The organism is Polaromonas sp., from assembly GCF_012927415.1.
Lineage (GTDB): Bacteria > Pseudomonadota > Gammaproteobacteria > Burkholderiales > Burkholderiaceae_C > Polaromonas.
The window spans coordinates 27,755-50,966 of sequence record NZ_JABBPF010000161.1; the positions used below are offsets into that span (position 1 = coordinate 27,755).

Annotated in this window: 19 protein-coding genes; 9 read left to right on the plus strand and 10 right to left on the minus strand. The window is 61.1% G+C overall.

Annotated elements, in window-relative coordinates:
• Positions 1–39: 39 nt before the first annotated feature.
• The 5 genes from HHJ19_RS13555 to HHJ19_RS13575 form a co-directional block, all read right to left on the minus strand.
• Complete coding sequence (locus tag HHJ19_RS13555; RefSeq protein ID WP_296908255.1) at positions 40–1,020, minus strand: hypothetical protein; 981 nt, start codon at positions 1,018–1,020, stop codon at positions 40–42.
• The gene (locus HHJ19_RS13560; RefSeq protein ID WP_296908257.1) at positions 1,017–2,060 is read right to left on the minus strand and encodes a polymer-forming cytoskeletal protein; all 1,044 of its coding nucleotides are present in this window, start codon (positions 2,058–2,060) and stop codon (positions 1,017–1,019) included. Before HHJ19_RS13560 ends, HHJ19_RS13555 begins: the two co-directional genes overlap by 4 nt.
• A complete protein-coding gene (locus HHJ19_RS13565) occupies positions 2,057–3,340 on the minus strand; it encodes a glycosyltransferase (protein WP_296908259.1) in 1,284 nt (427 codons plus the stop codon). Before HHJ19_RS13565 ends, HHJ19_RS13560 begins: the two co-directional genes overlap by 4 nt.
• 354 nt (positions 3,341–3,694) lie before the next feature.
• Complete coding sequence (locus HHJ19_RS13570) at positions 3,695–5,998, minus strand: hypothetical protein (RefSeq protein ID WP_296908260.1); 2,304 nt, start codon at positions 5,996–5,998, stop codon at positions 3,695–3,697.
• Between the two features lie 57 nt (positions 5,999–6,055).
• Positions 6,056–6,457, minus strand: a complete 402-nt coding sequence (locus tag HHJ19_RS13575; protein WP_296908262.1) for an RNA-binding protein — start codon at positions 6,455–6,457, stop codon at positions 6,056–6,058.
• 435 nt (positions 6,458–6,892) lie between these two features.
• Between HHJ19_RS13575 and wecB the strand changes: the two genes are divergently transcribed.
• Both wecB and HHJ19_RS13585 read left to right on the plus strand, forming a co-directional pair.
• A complete protein-coding gene (gene wecB, locus HHJ19_RS13580) occupies positions 6,893–8,095 on the plus strand; it encodes a non-hydrolyzing UDP-N-acetylglucosamine 2-epimerase (RefSeq protein ID WP_296908264.1) in 1,203 nt (400 codons plus the stop codon).
• Between the two features lie 118 nt (positions 8,096–8,213).
• Complete coding sequence (locus tag HHJ19_RS13585) at positions 8,214–10,670, plus strand: EAL domain-containing protein (RefSeq protein WP_296908266.1); 2,457 nt, start codon at positions 8,214–8,216, stop codon at positions 10,668–10,670.
• Here the strand turns inward: HHJ19_RS13585 and HHJ19_RS13590 are convergent.
• Positions 10,667–13,696, minus strand: coding sequence for an L-glutamate gamma-semialdehyde dehydrogenase (locus tag HHJ19_RS13590; protein WP_296908268.1), 3,030 nt, complete (start codon positions 13,694–13,696; stop codon positions 10,667–10,669). The two genes, HHJ19_RS13585 and HHJ19_RS13590, sit on opposite strands and share 4 nt — an antisense overlap.
• A 132-nt stretch (positions 13,697–13,828) precedes the next feature.
• On the opposite strand from HHJ19_RS13590, the gene HHJ19_RS13595 reads away from it, so the two are divergent.
• Positions 13,829–14,308 (plus strand): Lrp/AsnC ligand binding domain-containing protein, encoded by a 480-nt coding sequence (locus HHJ19_RS13595; RefSeq protein ID WP_296908270.1) that lies wholly within the window; start codon positions 13,829–13,831, stop codon positions 14,306–14,308.
• 266 nt (positions 14,309–14,574) lie between these two features.
• Here HHJ19_RS13595 and HHJ19_RS13600 read toward each other — a convergent pair whose 3' ends face one another.
• On the minus strand, positions 14,575–15,294 hold the full coding sequence (locus HHJ19_RS13600; protein ID WP_296908272.1) for a YggS family pyridoxal phosphate-dependent enzyme: 720 nt from the start codon (positions 15,292–15,294) through the stop codon (positions 14,575–14,577).
• A gap of 44 nt (positions 15,295–15,338) precedes the next feature.
• Between HHJ19_RS13600 and HHJ19_RS13605 the strand changes: the two genes are divergently transcribed.
• The 4 genes from HHJ19_RS13605 to HHJ19_RS13620 all read left to right on the plus strand — a co-directional run bounded on the left by HHJ19_RS13605 (position 15,339) and on the right by HHJ19_RS13620 (position 19,199).
• Positions 15,339–16,382, plus strand: a complete 1,044-nt coding sequence (locus HHJ19_RS13605) for a type IV pilus twitching motility protein PilT (protein ID WP_296908274.1) — start codon at positions 15,339–15,341, stop codon at positions 16,380–16,382.
• Positions 16,383–16,407: 25 nt separating this feature from the next.
• Positions 16,408–17,037, plus strand: a complete 630-nt coding sequence (locus HHJ19_RS13610) for a cyclic nucleotide-binding domain-containing protein (protein ID WP_296908276.1) — start codon at positions 16,408–16,410, stop codon at positions 17,035–17,037.
• A 44-nt stretch (positions 17,038–17,081) separates the two neighbouring features.
• Complete coding sequence (locus tag HHJ19_RS13615) at positions 17,082–18,218, plus strand: PilT/PilU family type 4a pilus ATPase (protein WP_296908278.1); 1,137 nt, start codon at positions 17,082–17,084, stop codon at positions 18,216–18,218.
• Between the two features lie 78 nt (positions 18,219–18,296).
• Positions 18,297–19,199 (plus strand): NAD(P)-dependent oxidoreductase, encoded by a 903-nt coding sequence (locus tag HHJ19_RS13620; protein ID WP_296908279.1) that lies wholly within the window; start codon positions 18,297–18,299, stop codon positions 19,197–19,199.
• Positions 19,200–19,249: 50 nt separating this feature from the next.
• Here the strand turns inward: HHJ19_RS13620 and HHJ19_RS13625 are convergent, their stop codons facing one another.
• The 3 genes from HHJ19_RS13625 to HHJ19_RS13635 all read right to left on the minus strand — a co-directional run bounded on the left by HHJ19_RS13625 (position 19,250) and on the right by HHJ19_RS13635 (position 21,075).
• Complete coding sequence (locus HHJ19_RS13625; RefSeq protein ID WP_296908281.1) at positions 19,250–19,885, minus strand: BON domain-containing protein; 636 nt, start codon at positions 19,883–19,885, stop codon at positions 19,250–19,252.
• Positions 19,882–20,481, minus strand: a complete 600-nt coding sequence (locus HHJ19_RS13630; protein WP_296908283.1) for a phosphoheptose isomerase — start codon at positions 20,479–20,481, stop codon at positions 19,882–19,884. The genes HHJ19_RS13625 and HHJ19_RS13630 overlap by 4 nt, the downstream gene beginning before the upstream one ends.
• 123 nt (positions 20,482–20,604) lie before the next feature.
• Complete coding sequence (locus tag HHJ19_RS13635) at positions 20,605–21,075, minus strand: YraN family protein (RefSeq protein ID WP_296908285.1); 471 nt, start codon at positions 21,073–21,075, stop codon at positions 20,605–20,607.
• Between the two features lie 50 nt (positions 21,076–21,125).
• On the opposite strand from HHJ19_RS13635, the gene rsmI reads away from it, so the two are divergent.
• Positions 21,126–21,986, plus strand: a complete 861-nt coding sequence (rsmI, locus tag HHJ19_RS13640) for a 16S rRNA (cytidine(1402)-2'-O)-methyltransferase (RefSeq protein ID WP_296908356.1) — start codon at positions 21,126–21,128, stop codon at positions 21,984–21,986.
• A complete protein-coding gene (locus HHJ19_RS13645; RefSeq protein ID WP_296908286.1) occupies positions 21,983–23,209 on the plus strand; it encodes a multidrug effflux MFS transporter in 1,227 nt (408 codons plus the stop codon). The genes rsmI and HHJ19_RS13645 overlap by 4 nt, the downstream gene beginning before the upstream one ends.
• Positions 23,210–23,212: the final 3 nt, after the last annotated feature.

Sequence of the window (23,212 nt, forward strand, 5' to 3'; positions counted from 1 at the left end):
AGATCGCGACCAGATTATGGCGGCAACCTGTACCCCCGATCATTTGCAGTTGGCGTCTTTGGCGGCTGGCGACAGGCCCCTGCTGAGCAGTATCTGGTAGGACGTCTCGTCCGTGATCGCCCAGCGCGAGGAGTGGCGCAGCGGCACCGATTCGCGCAGCCAGCAAGCAGCGCTGGCCTTGTCATTTTGGCGCAGCGCAAGCACGGCAAGCAGGCCCCACGGGTAGTCCGCTTTGCCTTGAACGAGCCACTCTGCACGATGCGCAGTCATCCAGTTGCGGTAATAAGTTTTTGGCTCCAGGGGCAGTAAAGTAAAGTCCACCAGCAAGGGGAATATTTGCGCAACATGGTCGGGGTAAAAGGCCGGGCTTTGCGCGCGCTGCTCAAGCTGGGTCGAGACCAAAAAGCGCTTGTTGACCGGGTCCCAGAACGTGTCATGAATGGCCCGCGCCAGCTGGTTGGCTTCGCCCAGCTGTTTGGGCTGCTTCAAATGGGCTTTGAGTGACCAAACCTCCAGGTTGTCCATGAACAATCCGTGCAGGACCACGGGAGAAACCACATAGATGCCGCGCGAAGGCTGAAACAAATGTTCGAGCGATGTTTTGCTGATTTGGTAGCTCTTCATCCAGACGGGATTTTTGTTCAGCCTGGCCGGCATGGTTTCCAGCAGTTTTATCCACATGGCCAGCAAGGAGTCATCGGCGTCGGCGGTTTTACATGGCCGCCACTTTTTTTCGGCACTGCGGCAAAACCGGTCAAACGTACCATCGGGCTTTTGATTGGGAGCCAGCCAGTCGGCGAACCTTTGCGCAGGAGCAAAAATATCCAGACCATTCTCGTGCGCCAGCAGCAGCGCCTGCAGGGCGAAGTACGGATCGGCCGAGTCACCGCCATGCAAGACCGTGATGGCACCGCCCTCGTCCATGTAACCGTCGAGTTCGAGCGCGGGCGCCGCGCTTGCGCAGACCGCATGAACCGACAGCGCCAGGGCGCCGGCTGAAAGGAAACGTCCAATCTTCATACCGGCTTGACCATGCCGATCTCGTGCGCCCAGATGGCGCCGTGTATGGTTACGCCGTCTTCGACAATGATGTTAAGGGCGCTGACCGTCGTTTGGGCGTCGGGCAGGCCTATCACGGCGCTGGCGCCTATCAAAATATCGCTCTCCGAAATCAACGGTCCCGCCACCCGTGCATCCTGAAACACATAGACACGCTTTTCGCAGGTGACTGCGCCTTGCACCCAGGCGTTGCGGCCAATGCTCGCACCTTTGCGCGCCTTGATGTCGCCGATCACCGTGGTTGCCGAGTCGATGGTCAGAAAGCCGGTCACGATCAGGGAGCCACGGTAAATCTTTGCGGCAGGCAGCGCGCAGTCGCCGCGCACCAAAAAAAGCGACGGTGTTTGCTGGATGGCACCGGGCAAGTCGGCATAGCTGGCTGGGGTTTGATCGGCTTGGGCGGGCGGCAACACGCGGCTTTTGCGTGAACCAAAGCGCAGGGTCGGCGCCTGCAGGCGCTCAAACCAGGCTTCGTTGCCCAGTTCGATGGCCGTGCCGGCCGAAATCCGCCGAAGGGCAATGCTGTTTGGCCCCAGGCGCAATATGCCGTCGGCATGGGCCCAGTCGTTGATCTCGCTGCGCGCGCCAAGCTCGACGTTGCCGGTTGCGTAAAGCGCCGAGAAGGCAGACCCGGCGCCCGCTCGGATGTCGCCCTCAACGTAGATCGGCCGGGAGTTGCGGATCGCCACGCTGGTGTCAATGCTGTCTGGGGAAATCAGCCGTTTGGCCGCCCTGCTCCAGTCCATGCTTTCAACGGGATGGCTCACAAAATCGAAGTCTTCGTAGCCGGTCGGCATCCCTACCCCGAGCTTTGCCGTGGCGTCCGCCTTCAGGCGCCAGGCAAAGTGATCGATGTCGCTGCTGTAATTGGGTGAAATGGGCAGCGCTGCAATATCGCTGGGATGGCGCCACTCCCGGTATGCCGGCACAAACGGCAGCGTCAGCAGCACCAGGCAAATCAGGGCAAACGCGGCGTAGGTGAGGTAGTTTGCAGACATCATTTGGATGCCTCCTTGCGGTAGCGGATGGTTTTATCCCAGACCATCTCGCGCTTGAGAAGGCTGTCAAGCATCAGGCTCCAGACGGCGCCGGCAATCGCGAACAGGCTGACCAAAAAGCCCAGCATGTTGAAGGGCAGCAATCTCAAACGCCGGCGGTTGCCGTCGATCAGGACCGCGATGACGATTTCAAAGAAGGCCGCAAAGTTGCCCAGCGTGCCGTAGACCATCAGGGCGAAAATCGGAATGAGTTTCGACAGCAACGAGCCGGCGTTGAGGAAATACAAGCCCAGGGCCAGGCACCAGCCGACGAGCATGAGGACCGGAATGAAAAAGACGAACAGCAGCAGCAAGCCATCAATGCGCTGCCCGAGAGTCAGGTAGGAGCTGGTCGCAAACTGCCACCAGTAGCGCGCCGTCACCTGGTTGTGGCCCTTGGCCCAGCGCGTCACCTGCTTGATCCGGACGCTCCATTCTTCGGGTACCTCTTCGTAGCACTCGGAGCGGTTGGTGTAGACGGTTTTCCAGCCATTGAACATGAGCCGAAAGGTGATGTCGGTATCTTCAGCCAGCGTGTCGTCGTGCCAGCCTCCGACGGCCTGGACTGCAGAAAGGCGTACCCCGCCCACGGTGCCACCGTACTGGGGCAGCAAATTCATGTTCATGCGCGCTTGCTGATCGACCTGGTAGCCCGCCGAGCGCTCTAGGTCCAGCATTCGGGTGAGCAAGTTGGCGCCGCTGTTGACGGGCACCACGCGGCCCATCACAGCCCCCACTTCGGGATCAAAAAAAGGCGCTACCAGCTGCTTGAGCAGGCCTCGCCCGGGAACGTAGTCGGCATCAAAAATAATGGCAATGTCGCCCTGGGCAAAGCTGAGTGCGTCTTTCAGGGCGGCCGATTTGCCGGCTTTGCCGGATACCCGGTGAAAGGGTGAAATACGCGTGGGAAAGCGGGCCACATAGCCGTCGATGATTTGTCCGGTCGCGTCTTTGGAACGATCGTTGACCGGAATGATCTTCAGCCGCTCGGCCGGGTAATCGGTATTGAGCAACGCTTCGATACAACCGGCAATGACTTTTTCTTCGTTATGCGCCGCAATGAACACCGTGATCATTGGCCAGCGCGCCAGCGCAATGTCAATGTAGGGGTGACGCTGCACGCCGGCCAGGCGGTTCATGGTGAACAAAAAGTGCCGAACGCCGTAAAGCATCATGATCACCACGATCAAAAACAGCAACGACGCCATCGCCGCCGCCACCGGGTAGTCCTTGAATGACGGCATCAGAACAGCGGAATTCCGCGGCTGCGCGAGAGCCGGCAGCAAACCAATCAGCCAGCTGGCAAGAAAGACGCCCATTGTTCGCACCCGGCCCAAAGCCAAAAAGCGAAGGATGCAATTTTTTTGCCCGGATTCCAGAGGGAAATATCGCATCTGTTTGACTCCCGTTCGAACCTGCCATGCAGCGAAAGTGGGGCCGGCGTCGGCCTCGCCCCATCGATCGGCAAACTCCCGAACCATACGCCAGCCTGTAGTCCCGCCGGCAAAAGCACGGCCTGCACCCTCTGCGTGCTGGCCACGTGTCATGCGTTAGCGGGCTGACGTTTAGAGCAGCACACTGAACTTGCAGCCAGGCGGCTACAAAGGCGCTGCCTCGAAAGCGGCATTCTGGCCGGTCGGGCGGACCAGCCAATCGCTCCCCTGATCAACGATGGTCATGGTTCCCGAAACAACGACGGGCCGCGAATACAGTGTTTTGGGATATGCCCACGCCATGGTCTTGAGGCTCAAGGGGTGACTGGCCGTGACGCGCATTCTTCCCGTGGTTGACAGGGCGCTGTTCCATGTCACGGTGGTTCGCTGGTTCATGAACGTGGCCAACTGGGGCATCGTGTACCACTTGAACATACCCGCCGTTTGTTTTTGTCTGGCATAAGTCATCAGTCCAGTGATCACATCGGGCCAATCAGCCGCCCCCGGGGGGTGCGCATAAATCATGCGATTGGTTTCGTTTTTTACCGCAAAGTCGATCAGGTCTGAATACCACTGACTGACGTCCGCCTGCGCAAACTGAAGGTCCTGAAATTCTTCAAAGGTCGCGGCAACGCCAAATGGCGTCAGCGGGATCGCCCACAGAGAAGGGTTGATCCGTTGGCCGGCCCGATAGGTACGCGTGGCTGCCGTCCCTGTGTGGCTGAGCGAGTAATACGAGTTAATACCGTTTTGCTCAAGCCAGTTGAGCGCCCACAGCGGGTTGTTTCCTTGAGGGGCTGAGTATCCCTTCGAAGGGTGACCGATGGCGGCTTGAACAGCGTTGCGGTTGAGCACCAGGTAGTTCTGGAACTCGGCCTGGTTGGTTTCGTTGGCGTTGTTGCCGTAGTAGTCATGAATCCATCCGCCGTGACTGCCCACGGAGTGTCCCTGTGCATCAAAGTCTCTGAGGAACTGTTGCGCTACCGGGTTGTTCGGCAAATCAAAGCCCAGCCCATCGCCAAAGTTGATGGTGTCGGGGCCCGCGGTTATATCGATGGAAAACGGTTTGTTGTTCCATATGCCCATGTCCTTGAGGACCTGCATAGGATCCTGGGCTCCCAGTGAATCGAGGTGCCAGTTGAAGACCAGGCCGCCTGTGCCGTTTGGCACGTTGGTCAGACGTGGCTGCTTGAGTTGCCCGCGTGCGAACAGGTGCAGAAAGCCGTGCAGTGGCATGGCGTCTTCCGACAGCTTGAGATAAGTCAACGGCAGGTTCACGAACAGCACATTGCCACTGCCGAAGGTACGGCTGCTGGCCACAAGACCATGCTGGGGTGAAGAGAAAAGCACCGCGCCCTGAGCCACGCCCTGCGTCACAAAGCTGGGGTATGTCAGTGCACCGTAATAGTAGCCAGAAATGCTGTGCACCGGATCACCTGCCGGGGCCGGGGCCAGTGCCGTCAGGGTTTTCAGCCCGGTGTTGCGAAAGACGATGGGCCTTGACATGCTGGCAGCATTGTCCCCGCGTCCTGAATTTACCAAGACGCCCTGTACCTCACCCTGTTGGACCCCGCTTTGCTTGCCACCATCCTCGCGATTGTTCCCGCGCTTTGAATTATCCAGAATGCCAGGCGACACATTGGGCACTTCCTCGCGCTCGATCACGTTGGGTTGTTTTACATGCATGCCCTCGCGCTTGAGGTTTTTCTGACTGCGGCTGGATTTTGTGTCATGTGAGTTAGCCGGCAGCTTGAAGTGAAGCGAGTGGTCATAGTTTTTCAGGCCACCCGGGTCGGCAGGGCTGGCTGGCAGAAATTCGGCGGTCGACTTGTTGGGCGACGCAGCCTTGGCGGGTTGGGCCACGCGTATGGCACTTGCCATGCCTGAAGGCGTATAACCCGCTACCACTTGGGCTCCAAAGGCGGTGTAAGGCATGGATTTTCCGGGCGGCACCAGGATCGCCCGCATAAGCGACACGCCGCCGATAACCGGGCCCAAACCTATCGTTCGATCACGCAGGGAGTCGTAAAGCACATAGTCCACACCGACCATAGTGCTGAAGCGCGACTTGGGAATGGCATAAAACCCCGTGTCCGTGAGCGCGCCCGCGTCATACACCAGCATGATGTTGCCGCCCTGCATCACGTAGTTTTGTATCGTGCTGACCATCGCGTCGCTCATGGAGACCTGCATCTGGTCAGGCACGATGATGCCGCTGTATTGCGTGCGTATGCCGGCCCCGGCCAAGAGGAAGTCCGCATTGCGCAAAATGCTCAATTGATAGCCCTGCTCCTGAGCCGCATCGGTCCAGGCGGTCACCTGGACATCCGTGATCGCCAGCCCATCGGGCAGTAGCAGTGCCATTTTGGACAAGCTCTGCGCATGGGATACGCCCATGAGCGAGATCAGAAACAAACCATAAAACCAGCGAAAAAAGCTCGAGCGGATACTTCTTGCGGTGTTAAACATGATGGCTCCTATAAATGAAAACTCGGGACTTGCACCAATACCAACCAACCCAAAGAATCAATTGCAATCCGGTTGCCTCGACACGCTCGCCCTGGCAAGCTGGATACATTGCGGACCAACAGCGTCAGACGGCTGGCAATCCGTCGTCGGCAAGTCAAAATCCTGCAGTTCGGCCCATTGGGAGGATGGACCGGCGTCCTCGCTTTCCAGGGGAACGTTGAGATCGACCACAAATACGATTTCGCCGCCGAATCGGCCCACCCCCAGCGTTTTCATGAGGGACTGCTCCTTCTCGGGCGACTCCAGTCGCAAAAAGCAGATCGCCTGCTTCATGCCCTCATGGATGGCGGTGAGCACGTCAAGCCGGGCCACTCGCCCGAACCTTTCGCACAGCCGATGCAGGGCCGGCTTGAGGGTGGCAACGTCCGGGCAATGCTTGAGTTCATCGAGTGCATTCATGATGGTTTTCCCCGAAAGTTTGTCGCTGTTTTCCGGATATATAAATTTACTGTAAACGGTAATTTGAAAAACGTCACATGCCCGATACAACCGGAAATACCGGACAGAAAATTTTCCGAAATACCTAGCTACCGGGGCGAAAAAATGAGGTCTTTCACTCTGGCGGCAAACAAAATAATCCGGGCTCCACCGGCAAAATTCGCGTCAAAAAAGTGAGCAAAGCAACACATCACGTCACATTTGTTGCACTAGCGTCGTACGGCATGCGGCTCAACATCGTGGCTTTCAACCGTTGGCAACAGGTCGGTGCAATTTGCCTCAAGCATTTGCGCCATCAGCCATGTAGACTCGGCAAACAAAACCGCGATTCTGTTACTGGATCAAGGGTTTTATTTCTGCCCGTTGCGATTACAAACTTGATGCAGGGACGTCTCGATGACCCAAAAAGTTCTTCTTGTTTTCGGCACTCGTCCCGAAGCCATCAAGATGGCGCCCCTGGTCAAGACGCTGCAGGCAAATGCCGCGTTTGAGGTCAAGGTATGCGTGACCGCCCAGCACCGGCAAATGCTGGACCAGGTGCTTCATCTTTTCGATATCCAGCCCGACTTTGACCTGAACCTGATGAAGCCCGGACAGGACCTTTCAGACATCACCACCGGGGTCCTGTCGGGGCTGCAATCCGTGTTGACCCAATGGCGCCCCGACGCCGTGCTGGTGCATGGCGACACTTCCACCACCTTTGCGGCGTCATTGGCCGCGTTTTACCAACGCATTCCGGTCGGCCATGTTGAAGCAGGCCTGCGCACCGGCAACCTTTACGCCCCCTGGCCCGAGGAAGCCAACCGCAAACTCACCAGCGTGCTGGCGCAATGGCACTTTGCCCCCACCGAAACCTCGCGCGGCAACCTGTTGGCTGAAGGGGTCGCCGACGGCTCGATCCATGTCACTGGCAACACCGTGATCGATGCGCTGTTGCAGGTGCGCGAAAAAATCGTCAACGGCGCCCCACTGCGGCAACAGCTTGATCAGGATTTCGGCTTTCTTGACCCCGCAAAGCGGCTGGTTCTGGTGACCGGCCATCGCCGCGAAAATTTTGGCGACGGCTTCGAGCGCATTTGCCAGGCCCTGGCCCACATCGCCAAAAACCACGCCGACGTTCAGGTGGTCTACCCGGTGCACCTCAACCCCCAGGTTCAGGAGCCGGTGAAGCGCTTGCTGGGCGGTATTGAAAACGTCCACCTGATAGCGCCGCTGGACTACCTGCCGTTTGTGTACCTGATGGACAAAAGCACCCTGATTCTGACCGATTCCGGTGGCGTTCAGGAAGAAGCGCCCTCCATGGGAAAACCTGTTCTGGTGATGCGGGACACCACCGAGCGCCCCGAAGCGGTTGCAGCCGGTACCGTCAGACTGGTCGGCACCGATGCGAAAAAAATCGCCAGCCACGCCAGCACCCTGCTCACCGACGAACGGGCCTATCAAGCCATGGCCTTTGCCCATAACCCCTACGGCGACGGGCTGGCCTGCCAGCGCATTGCACAGGCATTGATCGCCGGGCAATCGGCGGTTGCGTTTGCGTCGGCGCCCGAGCCGGCGACGGCCAAGAAAACTGCCTTGGGTCAATCCGGAAAAGCCTGAGCACCTGCCGCAGCCCCCCCCAGTGAAGTCCTTACCTTTCGTACCCCTCCCACCCGTCGCTGTCGCTGTGTTGGCGGTCGGGCCGGTTACCTCGCCCGCCTTTGACGTGCCAGCAGACATGGCACCGCGAACGAGCCGCAAGCTGCTGGACATGGCCGAGCGCACCGCCCACATCGGCAGCTGGACCATCGAGCTGCCGGGCGACCGGCTGGCGCACTCGCGCGAATGCGCGGCAATTCTTGGCGTGGCGCCGGGCCAGTCCCTCACGTTCAGCGAGATGGTGGCCCGTTACACGCCGGAGTGGCGCGAAAACATTGAGGCACTGTTTCGCAAATGCGGGCGGGACGGCAGCCCGTTCGACGAGGAGATGCAGATCGTGGCGGCGGCCCAGGGCAGCAGGTGGGTGCGGACCGTGGGCGAAGCCGAACACGATGACAAGGGCCAGATCGTCCGCCTGCAGGGGGTCCTGAAGGATATCTCTGCGCGCAAGCAGGCCCAGCGCGAAACCCTTCGTCTGGCGATGCGCCTGACCACCACGCTGGCGAGCATCACGGAAGCCTTCGTGACGCTCGATCACGCGTGCTGCTTCACCTACCTCAACCGGGAAAGCGAACGGTTGCTGCAGCGCACGACCGGCGATCTGCTGGGCAAGCAAGCTTGGCATGAATTTGGCGGCGCCGTCGGACAGCGCCTGGAGCAGCAGCTCGAAAAGTCGCTCGCCACCAATCGCCGCGTGGAATTCGACGACTTCTATCCCGCCCTGGGCAAATGGCTGGAAGTGCGTGCCTACCCTTTTACCGAAGGCCTGGCGGTGTACTTCCGCGATGTGACCGACCGGCGCAAATCGCAGGAACAGCTGATGCTGCTGGAAACCAGCATTTCGCGGCTTAACGACATCGTACTTATCGCCGAGGCTTTACCTTCCCGCCACCCCGAGCCGCGCGTCGTGTTCGTCAACGATGCATTCGTGCGGCATACCGGCTACAACCGCGACGACGTGCTCGGGCAAACGCCGGGCATGCTGCTTGGGCCCGATCCCCAGCTGGGCCAATTACTCCGCGGCAAGGGGGCACTTCAAGAAAACAGGCATGGCCGCAGCGAGCTGAAAATCTACACGAAAAGTGGCAGCTGGTTCTGGGTGGAGCTGGAGATTGTCTCGGTGCTCGCGCCGGCGGGTCAGCTGACGCACTGGGTGGCCGTGGGTCGTGACATCACCCAGCGCAAGGCCGCAGAGGCCGAGATTCATCACCTGGCCTTTTACGATCCGCTGACCCAGCTGCCCAACCGGCAACTGCTGATGGACCGGCTGCAGCGCGTGCTGGCCCAGAATACCCAGACGAAGCGCCAGGGCGCGCTGATGTTCATTGACGTGGACAACTTCAAGGTCCTCAACGATACCCTGGGCCACCACAAGGGCGACCTGCTGCTTCAGAAAGTCGCGACGCGGCTACTTGACTGCGTGCGCAAAACCGACACCGTGGCACGCCTGGGCGGTGACGAGTTCGTCATCATGCTGGAGAACCTGGCCGATGACCCGGAAGCCGCCACGTCGCGGGCCAGGATCGTGGCCGAAAAGGTATTGAACTGCCTGCGCGAACCTTTCAATCTGGACGGCCACCGGCACTACGCGTCGGCCAGCCTGGGCGTGACGTCGCTCACCGGCCAGCACGACCGTGTGAGCGAATTGCTCAAGCAGGCCGACCTGGCGATGTACCAGGCCAAGACCCTGGGTCGCAATACCGTCTGCTTTTTCGACCCCAACCTGCAAGCCACGGTCAGCGCCAAGGCCGCCGTCAGTTCCGACTTGCGCGTCGGCCTGCGGGAGAACCAGTTTGTCGTGTACTACCAGCCCCAGGTGGATCGCCATGGTTGCGTCACCGGCGTCGAGGCCCTGCTGCGCTGGCAGCACCCCGAAAGGGGCCTGGTCGAGCCGGCGGACTTCATCCCGACGGCGGAGGATACCGGCCTGATCCTGCCCCTGGGCCAGTGGGCACTGGAGACCGCGTGCCAGCAGCTCGCGGCCTGGGCAATGCGGCCGGAGACGGTGGGCCTGAGCATCGCGGTGAACGTCAGCGTGCGCCAGTTCCGGCACCCGGATTTCGTCGACACGGTGATCGCGACGATACAGCGCACCGGCATACGGGCTCACCGCCTGAAGCTTGAACTCACCGAGAGCCTGCTGGCCGACCACATGGAAATCACCATCGCCAAGATGGGCACGCTCAAGGCGCTGGGCGTCACGCTGTCGCTCGATGACTTTGGCGTGGGCTACTCATCGCTGTCAGCGCTCAAGCGCCTGCCGCTGGACCAGCTCAAGATCGACAAAATTTTTGTCGCCGACCTGTTGACCGACCCGAATGACGCCGCCATTTCGCGCGCCATCATCACGCTGGCCCAGAGCCTGAGCCTGCAGGTGGTGGCCGAAGGTGTGGAAACGCAGGCGCAGCGCGACTTTCTGCTGGAGCAGGGCTGTGAGTATTTTCAGGGCTACCTGTTCTCCAGGCCCCTGCCGCTCGAACAGCTGGAGCGTTACCTGCTGACTCAAGCCTGCCGGCCGGCCGACCCGGCAGCCTAGGCGCCCGCCAGCAACGCCACATTGCCGCCCGCCGCCGTGGTGTTCACCGTCACCGTCTGCTCGCTGCAGAAGCGGTACAGGTAGTGCGGCCCGCCGGCTTTCGGGCCGGTGCCCGACAGGCCTTCGCCGCCGAAAGGCTGCACGCCCACCACGGCGCCAATCATGTTGCGGTTGACATAGATGTTGCCGACGCGCGCCGCCCGGGCCAGCGCCCTGGCGCGCGAATCGATGCGGGTCTGCAGGCCCAGAGTGAGGCCGTAACCGAGGGCGTTGATCTGTTCAATCACCGCTTCGGGCGTTTTCAGCGCGCCGCTGCCCCAACGCACGATCTGCAGCACGGGGCCGAAAATCTCGTCGCTGACGTCGGCCAGGCGGGCTACTTCAAAAGCGGCGGGGAAAATCGTATTTGCTATTGAATCAATAGCTGCTTGTGCCGGCAACACCTGGACATGGAGCACTTTTGATGTTGAATTGAGGCGCTGTAGATGGCGCTGGATGTTGTCAAACGCCTCGCGGTCAATCACCGGCCCCACATCGGTCGCCAGCTCGGCCGGGTTGCCGACCACCAGTTCCTGCGCTGCGCCCTGGATCATTTCGATCACGGCATCGGCAATACCTTCATGCACGCAAAGCAGACGCAGCGCCGAACAGCGCTGGCCGGCCGAGCGGAATGCGCTTTGCACCACTGCATCGACGACCTGTTCGGGCAGCGCCGTGCTGTCGACCAGCATCGCGTTGATGCCGCCGGTCTCGGCGATCAGCGGGGTAATGGGACCGTCCTTGGCGGCCAGCGCCCGGTTGATCACCCTGGCGACCTGGGTCGAGCCGGTGAAGACGACGCCCGCCACGCCGGGACTTGCTACCAGCGCCGCGCCCACCGTTTCGCCAGGGCCGTGCAGCAACTGCAAAGCGCCTTCGGGAACGCCGGCCTGGTGCAACAGTTTCACCGCTTCCCAGGCAACGCCTGGCGTCTGTTCGGCGGGCTTGGCCAGCACGGCATTGCCGGTGGCCAGCGCAGCCGCGACCTGGCCGGTAAAAATCGCCAGCGGGAAATTCCACGGGCTGATGCAGACCCAGACGCCGCGAGCGACCAGCCGCAACTCGTTGGTTTCGCCGGTCGGCCCCGGCAGCGCCACTGGCTGCATGATTCTTTCGGCTTCATCGGCGTAGTAGCGCAGGAAGTCCACCGCCTCGCGCACCTCGGATACCGCATCGCCCCAGGTTTTGAAGGCTTCCTTTACCAGCAGCGCGCAGAACCTCGGCATTTGCTGCTGCAGCGCATCGCCAGCGCGGCGCAGAATGGCGGCGCGCTCGGAAACCTCCACTTTGCTCCATTTTTGATAGCTACTAATGCCGATACTTACTGGACCTGCGGCCAATGTGGCGTCAAATTCTGGCACAACGGGCAGCTGGGTGGTGTCGAGTGCCGCCAGTAGTGGCGCGCGCATGCTCTGGACCGTCAGATCCAGCCCCAGGCTGTTCGCGCGTCCGGGGCCATACAACACCGGCGGCAGCGGCAGGGAAGCCTCGGGCTCAAGCCGTAGCGGCGAGGTCAGCAACTCATCCATGCCCACGGACTCGTCGGCAAGCTGGTGCACAAAGGAGGAGTTGGCGCCGTTCTCCAGCAGACGGCGCACCAGGTAGGCCAGCAGGTCGCGGTGCGCTCCGACGGGCGCGTAGACGCGGCAGCTGATCAACGGGTTTTTCAGCACCTCGCGAAAAATGCCGTCGCCCATGCCGTGCAGCTTTTGCAACTCAAACTGAGGTGTGACCCCCACGCTGGTCGCTGCGCGTACTGCGCTGCCCCCCGCCGCCGCATTCGCAGCCATCTGCAGGATGGCGGCGATGGTGGCGGCGTTATGGCCGGCAAACTGCGGATAGATTGCATCGGGCGCGGCCAGCAAGGCCTGGGCACACGCCAGATAAGACACGTCGGTGTGGTGTTTGTGCGTGAACACCGGGTAATGCGGCAGGCCCAGCTCCTGCGCGCGTTTGATCTCCGAATCCCAGTACGCGCCCTTGACCAGACGGCACATCAGGCGCAGCCGGTGTTTGCGGGCAATGCCGATGACATGTTCGATCAGCTCAAGCGAGCGGCTTTGATAGGCCTGCATCGCCAGGCCAAACCCCTGCCACTGCGGCTGCTGCTGCGCCACCCGGGCGGCCAGCGCCTCAAATACGTCGAGCGACAATTCCAGCCGATCCACTTCCTCGGCGTCAATCGTCAGGTTGATATTGGCGCGGGCGGCCAGCTCGCACAGGTCCCAGACGCGCGGCACCAGCTCGGCCATCACGCGGGCGTGTTGCGCGTCCTCATAGCGCGGATGGAGCGCGCTGAGTTTGATAGAAATACCGTCATTTTGCTCGCATGTCGAATGAGTATCGGCACCAACAGCTATTGATTTAATAGCATTCACGTAGTTTTCGAGATACCGCTGCGCATCCGCCCCGGTGCGTGCGCCTTCGCCCAGCATGTCGTAGCTGTAGCGCAAATTGCTGATTTTGCGGCGCGCAGCGTCGGCTTCCTTCATGGCCTCGGCTATCGTCTGGCCGAGCACGAACTGGCGGCCCAGCAGCTGCACCGCGCGCAGCGTGGCTGCCACCACCGAACGAGCGCCCAGCCGGCTCATGAGGCCGGGCTGGCCATCCTCCGGCAGAAACTTCTTGGACAGGGCAATCGCCGAGGCCGACAACCGGACCATCACGCCATCGCTGGCGCTGTCAAAGTCAGCGCGGCCGAGCTGGTCAGCGGTCAGCGCAATCGCGGTTTCGGTGTCGGGCACGCGCAGCAGCGCTTCGGCCAGCCGCATCAGCGCCAGCCCTTCGGCGCTGGAAATCGGGTACTCCCGGAGCAGGCTCTCCATGGCCCAGAAAGGCGGCGGATTCTTGCGCACCTCCTGCACCCAGGGCTGGGCTGACTGGGCCGCAGCAGCCCAGTCAAGCGCCCCTGACAGCCGCTGCAGCTGGCTTGCCACCACCGTGGCCTCGGTGCGGTAAGGAAAAGGCAGGCGGGGGGTTTCTGACATCTAGCGCTCCATCCAGGTTTTTTTCAGCAATTCGGGCAAACCGCCCTAATCAAACTCAATACAGCGATGTTCCAGCGAAGGCCGCCGAGTTTTCCGCTAAATTCGGGTTCTTTACCAAATAATTCACTACTCATGTTCGAGACCTCACCAGATATTGACCGTATCGACCTGAAAATCCTGAATGCGCTGCAGCGCGACGGCCGCATTTCCAACCTCAAGCTGGCTGAAGGCGTGGCGCTGTCACCCACGGCCGTGCTGGCGCGCGTGCAGCGGCTCACCCGCGACGGCTACATCCTGGGCTATGAGGCGCGGCTGGACCCGCTCAGGCTGGGCGCCGGGATGATGGTGTTTGTCGAGGTGCTGCTGGACCGCACCACGCCCAATGTGTTTGAAGCCTTCAAGGCCTCCGTGCAGGTGTATCCCCAAATCATGGAATGCCATATGGTGGCCGGTGGTTTCGACTACCTGCTCAAAACCCGCATGGCCGACATGGCCGCTTACCGGTCATTTGCCGGCACCGTGCTGTGGCAACTGCCCGGCGTGCGCGAAACCCGCACCTACGCAGTGATGGAGGAAGTCAAGAACACCACCCGGCTGGCGCTGGGCGTTTAGCTGACCGATACATCCGGGCGGTTCGCATTTACCCCACGCCGCAGTGAGCAAGCGTGGGGGATCTATTTTCCGGCCGGGGCCGCGGATCTGGCTTTGCCAGTCCGCTGGCGCAGCGACCCCCTCGGGGGGCAGCACAGTACGCCAAGCGACAAGCGTAGGCTTTCTATTTTCGAGCAGGGGCCGCGGATCTGGCTTTGCCAGTCCGCTGGCGCAGCGGCCCCCTCGGGGGGCAGCGCAGTACGCGAAGCGACAAGCGTGGGGGCTCTTTACCTCCCGCCAAAAATGGCCGTCCCCACCCGCACCATGGTGCTGCCGGCATGAATCGCCGCCTCCAGATCAGCCGTCATGCCCATGGAAAGCGTGTCCATCGGCAACGCCAGCACGCCAGCCGCATTGATCTGGTCAAAAATGGCCTTGGTCCTTGCATGGAGGGCGCAAGCAGCTGCAAAATCAATAGCAGGCTCGGGAATCGCCATCAAGCCGCGCAGTACCAGTCGCGGCAGCCGGGCGACCTCTTGCGCCAATCCCGGGACATCGGCAGGCGCCACCCCGGATTTGTTGGCGCCGCCGTCCACATTGACCTGCAGACAGATTTGCAGCGATGGCAAGGCTGGCGGCCGCTGCTCGCTCAGGCGCTGGGCAATCTTCAAACGATCGACCGACTGGACCCAGTCAAAGTGCTCCGCCAACAGCCGGGTCTTGTTGCCTTGCACCGGACCGATGCAGTGCCATTGCAGCGCTTCACGTTGGCCGCCCGGCTGGGCTTGCTGCCAGCCGTTCAATGCCTCAATCTTCGCGACACCCTCGACAATGTAGTTTTCCCCGAACGCGCGCTGCCCGGCCAGCACCGCCTGCGTCACGTCATCGGCGCCAAAGGTTTTCGAAACGGCCAGCAACCGGACACTGGCCGGGTCGCGCCCTGCAGCAATACATGCCGCGTGAATTCGGTCAAGAACAAGCTGGAGACTGCGTGCAATCGTGGTCATAATGCAAATGTAAACTCAGATACAAACTCCAAGGATTCCCAGGGATGGACATTACGCAGCTGCTGGCCTTTAGCGTCAAGAACAAGGCGTCCGACTTGCACTTATCGGCTGGGTTGCCTCCCATGATCCGGGTTCACGGCGACGTGCGCCGCATCAATATTGATCCGCTGGACCACAAACAGGTGCATGCCATGGTGTATGACATCATGAATGACACCCAGCGCAAGCAATACGAAGAGTTTCTCGAGGTTGATTTCTCCTTCGAAATTGACGGTCTGGCGCGCTTTCGTGTCAATGCCTTCAACCAGAACCGTGGCGCTGGCGCCGTGCTGCGAACCATTCCCTCCAAGATTTTGACGCTGGAGCAACTCGGCGCGCCAAAGATTTTTGGCGACTTGGCGCTCAAGCCGCGTGGCATGGTGCTGGTGACGGGACCTACCGGCTCGGGCAAATCCACCACGCTGGCGGCCATGGTCAATTACCTGAATGAAACCGAGTACGGCCATATCCTGACGGTCGAAGACCCCATCGAATTTGTCCACGAATCCAAAAAATGCCTGATCAACCAGCGCGAGGTCGGTCCCCACACGCTGAGCTTCAGCGCGGCGCTGAGGTCGGCCTTGCGCGAAGATCCCGACGCCATCCTGGTCGGCGAAATGCGCGATCTGGAAACCATTCGACTGGCCATGACGGCAGCCGAAACCGGCCACCTGGTGTTTGGCACGCTACATACCTCCAGCGCCGCCAAGACGATTGACCGCGTGATTGACGTTTTTCCGGCAGCAGAAAAGGAGATGATCCGGTCCATGCTATCGGAATCGCTGCAGGCGGTGATTTCGCAAACGCTGTGCAAGACCAAGGACGGTCAGGGCCGCGTCGCAGCACACGAAATCATGCTGGGCACCAGCGCCATCCGCAACCTGATCCGTGAAGCCAAGGTGGCGCAGATGTACTCGTCGATCCAGACCGGCAACAGCGTGGGCATGCAGACGCTGGACCAGAATCTGACCGAACTGGTCAAACGCAACGTGATTTCTGCGGCGGAAGCTCGCAGCAAGGCCAAAATTCCCGAAAACTTTCCGGGCTGAACGACCTGACACCAGGAGAAAATCAATGAAGGGCTTACTCGGACTTCTCAAGCAATCCAGGCGAACCAAAGAGGTTGACGACAGCGACTCGCTGCTGTTTTCGACCGCTTTTGCCGACCTGGGCGTCGATTCGGCCATGTTGATTCCGTGGGAGGCCCGCGCCAACGAAATCGGCTCCAAGCGCCTGTCCGCCAGCCGCGGCAGCAAGCTGCTGCAGGCCCTGTGGGCCAAAGACAAATACATGGCAAAGCTGTCCTCTAACTTCGTTTCCCGGCTGGAACAGTTTTTTGATTTCGCCTCTGTCACGGCCGGCCGGGACATCATCCGCCAGGATGAATACGGCGACTTCATGATCGTGCTGCTGACCGGCACCATTGCTGTGGACCGCGCCCAACCCTGGGGCGAGCGCCTTCGCCTTACGGAAGCGCGCCCAGGCGAATTGCTGGGGGAAATGTCGCTGCTGGACAGCGGCATGCGCTTTTCAGTCTGCACCTCGCTCACCGATTGCGAAATTGCCGTGCTGAGCGCCCAGGCGCTCGACGAGATGATGGTCGCTGACCCGGCACTGGCCGCCAGCCTGATTGCCCTGCTGGCACGCAAGCTATCGCGGCGCCTCAGGGTGGTCAGCGCCCGGCTGAGCGACAAGAAAATTTGACGTGTTCCCACCAATGCTCCCGCTGAATTTCTAGAGGACCCTTCATGGAACGCGATCAGGCCAGTAAATTCATCAACGATCTCCTGAGGCTCATGGTCAGCCGCGGCGGCAGCGACCTGTTCATCACCGGAGACTTCCCCCCCGCCATCAAGGTGGACGGCAGGGTGACCAAGGTATCGTCGCAGCCGCTGAATGCCGGCCATACGCTGGCACTGGCGCGTGCCCTCATGAACGACAAGCAGTCAGCCGAATTTGAGCGCACCAAGGAGTGCAACTTCGCCATCTCGCCGCCCGGCGTAGGCCGGTTTCGGGTCAACGCTTTCCTGCAGCAGGGCAAGGTCGGCATGGTGATGCGCGTCATTCCGGCCACCCTGCCCACGATTGACGCCCTGGCGCTGCCGCAGATCCTCAAGGACGTGGCCATGACCAAGCGCGGGTTGACCATTTTGGTAGGCGCCACCGGCTCGGGCAAGTCGACCACCGTGGCCGCCATGATTGACTGGCGCAACGAGCAATCGTTTGGCCACATCATCACGATTGAAGATCCGGTGGAATTTGTCCACATGCACAAAAACTGCGTGGTGACGCAGCGCGAGGTCGGGCTGGACACGGACAGCTGGGAGTCCGCACTGAAAAACTCGCTGCGCCAGGCGCCCGATGTGATTTTGATGGGCGAGATCCGCGACCGCGAAACCATGGAGCATGCCCTGACTTTTGCCGAGACCGGCCATTTGTGCATTGCCACGCTGCACGCCAACAGCGCCAATCAGGCGATGGACCGGATCATCAACTTTTTCCCGGAAGAACGCCGGGACCAGTTGTTGATGGATTTGTCGCTCAACCTCAAAGCCGTGGTTTCCCAGCGGCTGGTCCCCAAGCAGGACAGCAAGGGGCGTTATGCAGCGGTCGAAATCATGCTCAATTCACCGCTGATTTCCGACCTGATCTTCAAGGGCGAGGTGACCGAAATCAAGGAGATCATGAAGAAAAGCCGCAATATGGGCATGCAGACCTTTGACCAGGCGCTGTTTGATGCCTTCGAAGGCAACCATATCAGCTACGAAGACGCCCTGCGCAACGCCGACTCGGTGAACGACCTGCGCCTGCAGATCAAGCTCAATTCCCAGCGCGCCAAGTCATCCGACCTGGCAGCGGGTACCGAAAATTTCGCCATCGTTTAAACACACGCGGCAGCACCAGAGCGGCCAGCGCCTTTCCTGAACGCCTCATTCACCTCGACCCTTCGCGAGTTCTATCCGATGACCAGCACCCACCCCAAAACCTACGAATCATCCACCCCGCGCAAAGTTGCCTTTCTCGGGCTGGGCGTGATGGGTTACTCGATGGCGGGCCATCTCGCGCTGGCCGGCCATCGGGTCACGGTCTACAACCGCAGCGCCGCAAAAGCCCACGCATGGTGCGGCGAATTCAAGGGCACGTCGGCCACCACCCCGCGCGAAGCCGCCGCCGGTGCCGATATTGTGTTTTGCTGCGTCGGCAATGACGATGACCTGCGTGCGGTGGCATTGGGCACGGAAGGCGCTTTTGCAGGCATGAAGCCGGCTGCCGTGTTTGCAGACCACACCACGGCATCGGCCAATGTGGCCCGCGAACTGCACGCCGCAGCCCGGCCACTTGGCCTGCAATTCATCGACGCCCCCGTCTCTGGCGGCCAGGCAGGTGCCCAGAACGGCGCGCTCACCGTGATGTGCGGTGGCGACGCGGCGGCGTTCGACATCGTCAAGCCGGCCGGCATGGCTTTTTCAAAGGCTTTCACCCTGATGGGCGAGGTAGGTGCCGGCCAGCTCACCAAAATGGTCAACCAGATCTGTATTGCCGGCCTGGTACAGGGCTTGAGCGAAGCCGTGGCCTTTGGCCAGAAAGCCGGGCTGGATGTGAATCAGGTGCTCGACGTGATCGGCAAGGGCGCAGCGCAAAGCTGGCAGCTCGACAATCGCGGCAAGACCATGGTGGCCGACCAGTTCGATTTCGGTTTTGCGGTTGACTGGATGCGCAAGGATCTGGGACTGGTGCTGGACGAAGCCAAACGAAATGGAGCCCGACTGCCCGTGACGGCCCTGGTAGACCAGTTTTATGCCGACGTGCAAGCCATGGGTGGCCAGCGCTGGGATACTTCCAGCCTCATCAGGCGCCTGAAATAAGCCTGGGGAATATCTTCAGGCCAGCCGCCCGTGAACGTGGCGGCAAGGGCTCACAACCTGACGGATGATGAAGACTGAATGCGCATCAGCTCATCCTGGCTGATGATTTCAAAAATGCGTATGACTTTTTGCACGCCGGGCGTGGCGCGAACCACTTCGGTCGCCCGGTCTGCCTCGCGCATCGTCACCCGCCCCATCAGGTAGGTCGTGCCCCGCTCGGTCACGACCTTGAAGGCGTTCGATTGCAGATCCTTGGCGTCGAGCAGCATGGCCTTGATGCGTCCCGTGAGCAGCGTATCCGAAGAGCGCTCAACCAGCGACGGGCTGTTCAGAACGGCCAGCTCATTGACGACGCTCGTGACATTTTCCACCCGCGACACCACTTGCTCAACCAGCTTCCTGTCCTGCAGATTGGGCACCTCACCGGTCAGCAGCACCTGACGGTTGTAACTGGTGACGCTGACGCGCACGCGCGTGCCAAGCTCGGAACGGATCCGGTTGGCAGCCCGTAGCTCGATGGCCTCATCGTCAAGCTGGGCACCCGAGGTGCGCCGGTCGATGACCACCAGCGACCCGCCTGCCACCGCGCCGCCCACCATGAGCGGTACACAAGCCGCCAGGGCGCCACAAAGCAGCGTCGCCGCGCATGCCGACAGGGCCAGACGTTTCATCACAATTGCTTTCATACCGAAGACTCCTGATCACCAAGTAACTGGGTATCCACGCCGTCACAAATGCAGTGAATGACGAGAGAATGCACTTCCTGAATACGGGCAGTTCGCTCATGCGGCACACAGACATGGACATCGGTTTCGCGCAGGGCCTGGCTGATCTTGCCGCCGCCCCGGCCAGTCAGCGCCACCACGGTCATTTCGCGCTCGTGCGCCGCTTCGATAGCGGCCAGCACATTGGCCGAGTTGCCGCTGGTGCTCAGGGCGAGCAATACATCGCCGGCAACGCCGAGGGCGCGGACCTGCTTGGAAAAAATCACGCTGAAATCGTAATCGTTGGCAATCGCGGTAATGATGGAGCTGTCGGTCGTCAGGGCAATTGCGCCTAGTTCTGGCCGTTCCCGTTCGTAGCGGCCGACAAATTCTGCAGCGAAGTGCTGCGCATCAGCGGCCGAGCCGCCATTGCCGCAAGCCAGTACCTTGCCGCCACTGGTGACGCTGGCCAAAATGGCCTGCACCGCCGCAGCGACAGGTTTGGAAAGGATTTGCGCCGCCTGGTATTTGAGATCGGCGCTGTCGATAAATTGCTGTTCGATTCGTTGTTCAAGCATGCTCGAATGATACCGGGTCACTGTGCCGCCCCGTGCCTTCGGGAGGCTTGAGCCTTGACAGCGCAAGGTATGGTTACAAATTCGCCGCCATTTTCGCGCCGGCATCATGGCGGCACCCGGCTGTCATGAAGCGTCGAAGGCTGCGATCAGCCATTCAATGTGCGCTTCGGGCCTGCCGTGAGCTGCCGCACCATGCAGCGCGCCCTGCACCAGCACCACATCAAAACGGCAAGGCGGCGGGCTGGCAAACCGCAGCAGATAGTGACGCGCGGCAAAAATAATGCGCCGCTGCTTGACGCTGCCGATGCTGGCCGCAGCGCCACCATGCGAACTGCCCGAGCGCTGGCGCACCTCGACAAACACCAGCGTGCCATCGGCGGCGCGCATCACCAGATCAATTTCGCCACCACCTCGCCCCGGCGTCCGATAATTGGCCTCCACCAATTTCATTCCGCCACGAATCAGCCAGGCGAGCGCGGCCGACTCGGCCGCATCACCGCGCGACTTGGTGGTAATCTCTTTTGGCAAGGCCGGAGCAATCTTTTCCAAGCTCTCGGGCGCTGCCTTGATCCCCTGTTTTCTGGAAAACCACATTGAACGCTTCTTTCGAATTGGCACTGGACGCCGCCCGCGCCGCAGCGGGTATGCAGCATTATCCTGAAGCCGCGCTGTATGTCGTGGCCACCCCGATTGGCAACCTCGCTGACATCAGCCTGCGCGCCCTGTACGTCCTGCAGCTTGTTAACGCCATCGCCTGCGAAGACAAGCGCCACACCCAACCCCTGCTGCGCCAGTACGGCATTGACAAACCGCTGCTGGCCGTGCACCAGCACAACGAAGCCGAAGCCGCCGGCCTCGTCGTGCAGCGCCTGCAGCGCGGCGAGCGCGTGGCTTATGTCAGCGACGCCGGAACACCCGCCGTGAGCGACCCCGGCGCGCGCCTGGTGGCCGCTGTCCGCGGCGCCGGATTCAAGGTCATGCCTCTGCCCGGTGCCAGCAGCGTTACCACCGTGCTCAGCGCCGCTGGCGTCACTAGGGCCGAAGGCAGCGCCGAGAGTGGCACCAGTTTTGTCTTTGCCGGATTTTTGCCCAGCAAGGCGGGCGAGCGCGACCAGGCGATTGCCCTGCTGCAGGCCGACACGCGCGCAACGGTGATTCTGGAAGCGCCGCACCGCATCGAAGCGCTGGCCCGCGCGCTTGGCTTGCTGCAAAGCCGGCTGATCACGGTGGGGCGTGAGCTGACCAAACAGTTTGAGGAAATTGCCACCATGCCCGCACAGGATTTTGCCGCCTGGCTGGCTGCTGGCCCGCAGCGCACGCGCGGCGAATTCGCACTGGTGCTGCATGCATCGGCACCGCATCAGGGCCCGGACGACAGCAGCCGGGTGCTGCAACTGCTGCTGGCGGAATTGCCACTGAAGACCGCCGTCAGGCTCGCCGCCGAAATCACAGGTGCGGCGCGCAACGAGCTTTATGACGCCGCCCTGAAACTCAAAAAAGAATGAATCCCAACGCCGACTCACTTTGGCGCGGACCGCGCTGGGCGCTCGCCGCCTTGCTGGCCGTACTCGGCATGCTGGGACCGTTTTCAATTGACACCTACATTCCGGCCTTTGCCGGCATGACTCAGTCGCTGGGCGCAACGCCGGTGCAAATGCAGCAGACGCTATCGGCTTATCTGTTCGGTTTTGCATTCATGAACCTGTTCCATGGCGCACTTGCCGACAGCTTTGGCCGCCGGCCCATCGTGTTGTGGGGCATTGCCATGTTCACTCTGGCGTCTGCCGGTTGCGCCCTGTCGCAAAACGTGGGCCAGCTGGTGTTTTTCAGGGCCATGCAGGGCTTGTCCACCGGCGCGGGCATCGTGGTGTCACGCGCCGTGATACGCGACATGTTTCCGCCCGCACAGGCGCAGCAGGTGATGAGCCAGGTCACCATTTATTTCGGCGTGGCCCCGGCGCTGGCGCCGATTGTCGGTGGGTGGCTGTTTGTGCATCTCGGCTGGCACAGCATTTTCTGGTTTCTCACTGGCGTCGGTGTCGTGCTCTGGCTTACCAACTACCGTTTTTTGCCGGAAACGCTGCAGCTTGAGGCGCGCCAGCCTTTTGAAGTACGACACCTGATGCGCGGTTACTGGCAACTGGGGTCAAGCCCGCGCTTTCTGCTGCTGGCACTGGCCAGCGGCGTGCCCTTCAATGGCATGTTTTTGTATGTGCTGTCGGCGCCGGCGTTTCTGGGTGAGCACCTGGCGCTGCAGCCGACCCAGTTTTTCTGGTTTTTCATGCTGACCATCTCCGGCATCATGTCGGGCGCCTGGCTGAGTGGCCGCATGGCCGGAAAAATCGCGCCCAAACGGCAAATCCGCCACGGCTTTGTCATCATGCTGGTGACCTCCGTGCTCAATCTGGTGGCCAATCTGCTGTTCACCGCGCACGTAGCGTGGGCGCTGTTTCCGATTGCCATTTTTGCCTTCGGCTGGGCGATGATGGTGCCGGTGGTGACGCTGCTGGTACTTGACCTTTACCCCGAGCGGCGCGGCATGGCGTCTTCCCTGCAGGCCTTTATCGGCTCCACCGCCAACGGCCTGGTGGCTGGCGTGGTTGCGCCGCTGGTGATGCATTCGACACCGGCGCTGGCCGCCGTGTCTCTCGGCATGATGTGCATTGGCCTGGTCGCGTGGGTCTATCTGCACCATCGCTGGCCCGACATTGGCCGGGCTGTGGGCTAGCGC